The sequence below is a fragment of the Bacillus sp. JJ1521 genome, from assembly GCF_036965165.1.
In the GTDB taxonomy this organism is placed as follows: Bacteria; Bacillota; Bacilli; order Bacillales; family Bacillaceae_L; genus Ferdinandcohnia.
Window position 1 is genome coordinate 1 of sequence record NZ_JBALOX010000243.1, and the last position, 7,455, is coordinate 7,455.

Annotated in this window: 5 protein-coding genes and 1 pseudogene; all 6 read right to left on the minus strand. The window is 38.5% G+C overall.

Annotation, left to right across the window (positions count from 1 at the left end):
- Nucleotides 1-2,409: carbamoyl phosphate synthase large subunit (locus V7147_RS23575; RefSeq protein ID WP_335370237.1), on the minus strand; the 2,409-nt coding region annotated here is incomplete at its 3' end.
- A gap of 92 nt (nt 2,410-2,501) precedes the next feature.
- Nucleotides 2,502-2,897: pseudogene (locus V7147_RS23580) on the minus strand (carbamoyl-phosphate synthase domain-containing protein); the annotation flags it as partial.
- Nucleotides 2,898-3,007: 110 nt separating this feature from the next.
- Nucleotides 3,008-4,159, minus strand: a complete 1,152-nt coding sequence (locus V7147_RS23585) for an acetylornithine transaminase (protein WP_335370238.1) — start codon at nt 4,157-4,159, stop codon at nt 3,008-3,010.
- On the minus strand, nt 4,159-4,935 hold the full coding sequence (gene argB, locus V7147_RS23590; RefSeq protein WP_335370239.1) for an acetylglutamate kinase: 777 nt from the start codon (nt 4,933-4,935) through the stop codon (nt 4,159-4,161). The genes V7147_RS23585 and argB overlap by 1 nt, the downstream gene beginning before the upstream one ends.
- Before the next feature lie 12 nt (nt 4,936-4,947).
- A complete protein-coding gene (argJ, locus tag V7147_RS23595) occupies nt 4,948-6,177 on the minus strand; it encodes a bifunctional ornithine acetyltransferase/N-acetylglutamate synthase (RefSeq protein WP_335370240.1) in 1,230 nt (409 codons plus the stop codon).
- A 159-nt stretch (nt 6,178-6,336) separates the two neighbouring features.
- Nucleotides 6,337-7,377 carry an N-acetyl-gamma-glutamyl-phosphate reductase gene (argC, locus tag V7147_RS23600; RefSeq protein ID WP_335370241.1) on the minus strand — a complete coding sequence of 347 codons (1,041 nt, stop codon included), beginning with the start codon at nt 7,375-7,377 and terminating at the stop codon, nt 6,337-6,339.
- Between the last annotated feature and the right edge of the window lie 78 nt (nt 7,378-7,455).

Genomic DNA, 7,455 nt, shown 5'->3' on the forward strand with positions numbered 1-7,455 from the left:
ATCTATGATTGTTTTTTTGTTTTCTTCAGATAATGAAACAGCTGGCATAATCGCGTGACTGTCACCTGAATGTACGCCTGCTTTTTCAATATGTTCAACAATTGTAGGAATGAGGATCTCATTCCCATCAGAAAGTAAGTCAACTTCAATTTCTAAACCAGGTACATATGCATCAATTAGGAGTGGAAATGAATCATTTGAGATTTCTTTTACATAGGATATGAGCGCTCCTTCATTATTGATGACAACCATCCCTTTCCCACCAATTACATAGGAAGGACGGATTAACACTGGATAGCCGATTTCAGATGCCTTTACCACTAATTCTTGCGTGTTATCAGCAATCTCACCTGGAATATGTGGGATATTCGCCTTTTCCAACAGCTTATAAAAACGATCCCGATCTTCAAGCTGGTCAATAACGTCGTGGGAAATTCCCACAATTGATACACCGGCAGCCTCTAACCCTTGAGCAAGATTGATAGCTGTCTGACCACCAAATTGCACGATCACCTGATCTACTTTTTCAGCTTCGATTACATTTAACACATGTTCAAATGTTAATGGCTCGAAAAACAATTTATCCGCAATTTCATAATCAGTACTTACTGTTTCTGGATTATTATTCAGTAAAAGCGTCTCATAGCCTTCCTCTTGTAATGCGAAAATTCCATGAACCGAGCTGTAATCAAATTCAATTCCTTGACCGATTCGAATGGGTCCAGAGCCTAGAATTAATACCTTTTGTTTCGTAGAACTTTGTGTTTCATTTTCACCAAAATAGCTTGAGTAATAATAGGAAGACTGGGATTCAAATGCACCAGCACATGTATCCACACTTTTATAACTAGGAATAATTCCAAGTTCTTTACGTATAGAACGAATTGTCTTTACTTCCTCACCAGTGAGAGTAGCGATATATTCGTCAGTAAACCCTTTTTCTTTTATTTCTTGCATGAATTCCTTTGAGAACTCATTGACTATGATTTGACTAATTTTACCCTCATATTCCACTAATGATTTGAAAATGTTCAAGAAGAATGAATCAATTTTTGAGAGAGCATGAATTTCTTCTACGGTCGTTCCTCTTCTAAACAGTTCAAGTACCGCAAAAAAGCGATTTTCACTTCCCTTTTCAACAAGTTGATAGAGCCCTTCAACTGAAAGACTTGCTAATTTAGGTAGACGCAAGCTTTCGTTTTCCCTCTCTAAGGAATGAACCGCCTTTTGGATGGCACCTTCAAGATTAACATCAAGCGACATGACCTCCCCGGTTGCTTTCATTTGAGTTCCTAATACATTTGGAACATCTGTGAATTTATCAAACGGGAAGCGCGGGAATTTTACAACCACATAATCTAATGCAGGTTCTGAGCTAGCAAATGTATTACCTGTGATGGGGTTGATTAATTCATCTAATGTATAGCCAACAGCCAGTCTAGCTGTAATTTTTGCGATAGGATAGCCGGTCGCTTTTGATGCAAGCGCTGAAGAACGACTAACTCGCGGGTTAACTTCAATTAGATAATAGTTTTTACTATAAGGATCCAATGCAAATTGAATATTACATCCACCTACAATACCTAATGCAGAAATAATTTTTGTTGATGAGGCTTGAAGCATTTTGTATTCATCATCTGTTAAGGTTTGCGATGGAGCGACCACGATTGAATCTCCTGTATGAATACCAACTGGATCGATGTTTTCCATATTACAAATCGTAATGCATGTACCTTTTTGGTCACGCATCACCTCATATTCGATTTCTTTATATCCCGCAATGCTTTTTTCAATCAAACATTGAGTAATTGGGCTTTCGGACAAGCCATTTTTTGTAAGATTAATCAATTGCTGCTGCTCATGCGCAATGCCTCCTCCTGTTCCCCCCAATGTATATGCTGGACGAATAATGACTGGAAATCCTATCCTCTGTACAAAAGCAATAGCTTCTTCAACTGTTGTAACAATTTCACTGTCAGGGACTGGTTCATTTAATTCATTCATTAAGCTTCGAAAAGCCTCTCGATCTTCTCCTTTTTTTATGGAGTCAATCGATGTCCCAAGAACTTTTACATTATATTTATCTAGAATTCCATGTTCACTTAGGCTAAAAGCTAAATTTAAGCCTGTTTGACCACCCAGGGTTGCAAGTAATCCATCTGGACGTTCTTTTACAATGATTTTCTCGATGCTTTCAACTGTAAGTGGCTCAAAATACACAACATCGGCATTGACTTCATCGGTCATGATGGTTGCTGGATTGTTATTCACTAATATGACTTTGTAGCCTTCTTCTCGCAATGCCCTACAGCCTTGTGTACCAGAATAATCAAATTCTGCAGCCTGCCCGATTACAATTGGACCTGAGCCGATTACTAATATAGATTGAATGGAATGATCTTTAGGCATAAACTTTTCTCTCCTAACCTTCTGTTTGTACAAAAATCTGTAGCATTTTCTGGTACAACCTAATTCAATACTCCCGCTAAAGCTGGTTGCTTACTAATGACTGCTTTTTCTGTCTTTTTGTCTCGTATTCTTTTTACAACTGCACGTGTATCCACATGTGAGAGCAATGGAATTTTCCACTTCTTTAAATACTGATTTAGTGAGTATTTGCCGTCATAGTGAGAATGTGAATCCTTCGTTTCATACAGGATAATCCCTGCAACCTGAGGCTTTGTATTAAACTCATGTTCATTGATTCCACAATTACCTATGAGGGGATATGTGAAAACAATGATTTGATCTTTATTGGAAGGATCGATTAGAACATCCTGATAACCAGTCATTCCTGTATAGAATACGATTTCTCCCTCAGCTGCCCGGCTTGAACTATTCTCGAAAATATTACCTTCAAAGCTTTCACCATTCTCTAAGTGTAAATATCCCTTCATGGTTTCACCCCGTATTTTTATTTGATTTGTCGTATTTTTATACAAAGATATTCAAAAAAAATGCATTGTATTACTTATAGTTAGAAAAGTTCCTACGCCTCAAAGAAAGGTTAAACGATATATTCAGCAACAAGGCTATCCTTTATCAGCTTAACTGCTTCATCGATTTCTTCGTAAGTTACAGTTAATGGTGGTAAGAGTCGAATAACATTAGGCCCAGCTTGAAGAACTAACAATCCATTTTCACGTAGTTTTGTAATGTTTTCTGCAACTTCAGCTTTGCAAGCAATTCCTAACATTAATCCACTTCCACGAACCTCTGTTACAAAATCTTGATCTGCTAGTGCATTTATAAGCTCTGCTTTTAAATAAGCACCTTTTTTCTCAACCTCTTCTAAAAACGTATCTTGAAAAATAATCGATATCGTTTCATTTGCTGCTGCTAACGAAATCGGGTTACCACCGAATGTAGATCCATGTGAGCCTGGTCCAAATGCTTCCTTCAGCTTTTCCTTTCCAAGCATCGCACCAACAGGAAGACCGCTTCCTAAAGCTTTCGCTAATGTAATAATATCTGGTGATAGATTGAAATGTTGATGAGCAAATGCTTTTCCTGTTCGCCCAATCCCTGTTTGAACTTCATCAATAATGAAAAGTGATTCATGCTTCTTACAAAGTTCTTCAATCTTTGTTAAGAACTTTTCTGTTCCAGGAACGACTCCACCTTCTCCTTGAACAACCTCAACCATCACTGCTGCGACCGAATCATCCATCGCTTCCTCTAACGCCTCACAATCATTGTAAGGAAGATATACAAATTCTTGAAGCAATGGCCCAAATCCCGAATGGATTTTGTCCTGACCCGTTGCAGCCATTGTCCCGAATGTTCTGCCATGGAAGGATTGGTGAAACGTAATAACCTTTGATTTTTGGGTATATTTTCGAGCAAGCTTTAATGCTGCTTCATTTGCCTCAGCGCCACTATTACAGAAGAAAACTGCATCTAGTTCAGAGTTCGCTACAAGCTTCTTGGCTACTTCTTGTTGGATATCAGATTTAAATAAATTCGAAACATGCCAATATTTTTTCAACTGATCTTCCACAGCATCGATTACAGCTGGGTGGCGATGTCCCAGATTACAAACTGCGATTCCAGTTACAAAATCTAAATATTTTTTTCCTTTATTGTCTACGACGATTGCACCTTCTGCTGATTCAATTGTCAAATCCCATCTCGAATAGGTTGGAAATAGTGCATCCATTAAACCACCTCTAGTTCTTTTATGATTTTTGTGCCTTTTAATGATCCGTCAACTGATAACAACGAGCTTTTTCCGTTGATAATTGTAATTTCGTTAAGTCCCCCATCATGCAGTGCTGAGAGAGCTGCTTTTACCTTTGGGATCATCCCTCCATAGATGGTCCCTTCCTCAATGAGTGTAAGAACAGAATCCGTGGAAAGTGCAGGTAAAATTTCACCATCTTTTTTAATTCCATCTACATCTGTAACGAATAATAAGTGCTCTGCCTTTAAGTGAATAGCAACACTTGCAGCTGCAGTATCTGCATTGATATTGTACTTTGTAAAATCCTCATCAATCCCAATCGGTGAGATAACTGGAACATAATTTTGGGATAAAAGAAAGTCTAAGAATGAAACATTGACGTGTTCAATCTCACCAACATAGCCTAATTCCTCAATGTTAACAGGCTTTGCTGTAATAAGTTTCGCATCGCATCCAGATAAGCCAACGGAAGGGATTCCAGCTTTCTCTAGTTCCATAACGACATTTTTATTAACCGTCCCGGATAATACCATTTCAACAACATTAAGGACTTCCTTTGTTGTCTTTCTCAGTCCATTTACAAATTCACTTTCAATCTTCAATGATGCGAGAGTTTGACCGATCTCAGGGCCACCCCCATGAACAACAACGACTCTATATCCGCTTTCTTTTAATTCTTTTATACTATTAAAAAAGGGGTCTGACAGCTCAGCAAGGATGCTGCCTCCACATTTTATAACAATTGTTTGCATGTCAAGGTCACCTCACGTGCGATAGCTTGCATTGATTTTGACATAATCATAGGTTAAGTCACAGCCCCATGCCGTACCTGAGCCATTTCCAAGATGAAGGTCAACGTGAATGACAATGTCTGTTCCTTCTAAATAGTCTTTTGCAAGATCTTCTGAAAAAGCTACAGGTTGGCTTCCTTTTAGCATTTGAATGGAGCCAATTGAGATATCTACAATATCAGGGTTCACTGTAGCAGTGCTATGACCAATCGCCCCAATAATTCTTCCCCAGTTTGCATCTGCTCCATAGATTGCTGTTTTAACAAGGTTTGAGCCTACAATTTTTTTCGCAATAATGCGGGCATCCACATCAGAGATAGCACCTGTTACATTGACCTCTACTAGTTTTGTCGCGCCTTCTCCATCCTTTGCAATTTGCTTTGCAAGATCTTCGAAAGTAGATTGAAGAGCTGATACAAATGACCCCCATTCAGGGTGCTCTGGTGAAAGCTGATTATTTTCCGCCAAGCCACTTGCCATTACTAATACCATATCATTTGTTGAGGTTTCGCCATCTACCGTGATTTGGTTAAATGTCACATCGGTCACGGCTTTCATTGCCGCTTGAAGGGACTTTGAATCAATATTTGCATCGGTTGTTACGAAACCAAGCATTGTCGCCATGTTTGGATGTATCATCCCCGAGCCCTTCGCTGCTCCACCTATTGAAATCGTTTTTCCATCAATTATTGTTTGATAACATGATTTTTTCATCACTAAGTCAGTCGTTAAGATTGCTGTTTGAAAGTCGTCTGCTGCTTCAGCTGTATTTGTTGGCTCAAGCTGTTTGATACCCGCTTTAATTTTATCCATCTGCAGAAGTTCACCGATTACACCCGTTGAAGCAACCGCTACTAGATGATCCTCGATTCCAAAATGAGCAGCTGATTTAGCTCTCATTTCGTATGCATCTAGTAAACCTTGTTCACCCGTACATGCATTCGCACAAGCGCTATTAATTACAACAGCTTGTAGTTTGTTTTGGACAGCTATGCTTTCTTTTGTAACCTTTAAAGGAGGAGCCTGAAAATGACTTTGCGTATATACGGCTGCACAATTCGCAGGTACATCACAAACAATTGCACCTAAATCCTTCATTGAATAACGTAATCCAGCATGAACACCTGCCGATTTAAATCCTTTAGGAGTTACAACAGACCCCTCTTCTACTTTTAAAACTTGAATTTCCTTTATATCTATCATGCAAAGTCACTCCTTCTCTATGGGTCGGCTGAAAATGACGCATCGAATTTCTGCGTTGGCTTGCTTCTCCGTTCCTCACGTATTAACTGCATACGCTCCGGTACTCAAAGCTGCGTCGCCTTGAAATTCTCGGTCCTTTTCACCCTCCTTTTTTTACCCTTATGGGAATAATGGAACGTAATGTAATCCTGTATTTTCTTCTAAACCAAACATGATGTTAGCGTTTTGGATTGCCTGGCCAGCAGCGCCTTTCACTAAGTTGTCGATAACTGAAACCACGGTTATCCGGTTTGTTCTTTCATCAAACGCAAGACCGATATCACAATAATTTGTGCCATAGACTTCTTTTGTGGAAGGGAAGGATCCCTTTTCTCTAATTCTCACAAATGGAGAATCCTGATAGCTTTCCTTATATAGAACATGAAGCTGATCCAATGAAAGTGAATCTACTACACTATTAATATACATCGTTGACATGATCCCTCTTGTCATCGGCACCAAATGTGTACTGAATGTCACATATGGAATGGAGGCATCCCAGCCTTGTATCACTTGTTCAATTTCTGGAATATGCTGATGCTGATTCACCTTATAGATTGAAAAATTGTCATTGCTTTCTGCAAAATGGGTTGTTCTTGATGGACTTTTCCCAGCACCAGAAATACCTGATTTTGCGTCTATTACAATTGATTTTTCATCAATTAGTTTATTTTTAATGATTGGTGCTAATCCTAGAACAGTTGCTGTTGGATAGCAGCCTGGATTCGAAATAAAACTACTATTCTGAATTTCTTCCTTATACCATTCCGGTAAACCATATGTAGCTTTGTTTAAGTCTTCCTGTAAAGCAGCTGGCTTTTTATACCACTTTTCATAAAAATCGGGATTTTTTAAGCGATAATCCCCTGAAAGATCAATAATCTTTACATTTTCTTTTAATAAATCAGGAACAATAGTCGTTGAAACCCCAGATGGTGTTGAAAGAAAAACAACGTCGGCTTCATTTGCAATCTTTGGAATATCGATTTCTTCTAATGAATGATTTATAAGATTTATAACATGGGGGTAGACTTCTGAAAGCCTCAACCCTGTCTGTGACGAAGTATGAATAGAATGCACATCTATTGCTGGGTGGTTTGCCAATAATCTCAATAATTCAATTCCGCCATAGCCAGTAACCCCGATAATTGCCGCTTTCAATATATCCACCTCACTGTTTTAATAAATGTAGAATAAGTTTCATTATAAATCTGTATAAAAATAAAATCAATTGTATTT

Excerpts from the sequence above, each read along its gene's own strand:
- argB (WP_335370239.1), bottom strand. The coding sequence starts at position 4,935 with ATGCAAACAATTGTTATAAAATGTGGAGGCAGCATCCTTGCTGAGCTG.
- argJ (WP_335370240.1), bottom strand. The coding sequence starts at position 6,177 with ATGATAGATATAAAGGAAATTCAAGTTTTAAAAGTAGAAGAGGGGTCT.
- V7147_RS23585 (WP_335370238.1), bottom strand. The coding sequence starts at position 4,159 with ATGGATGCACTATTTCCAACCTATTCGAGATGGGATTTGACAATTGAA.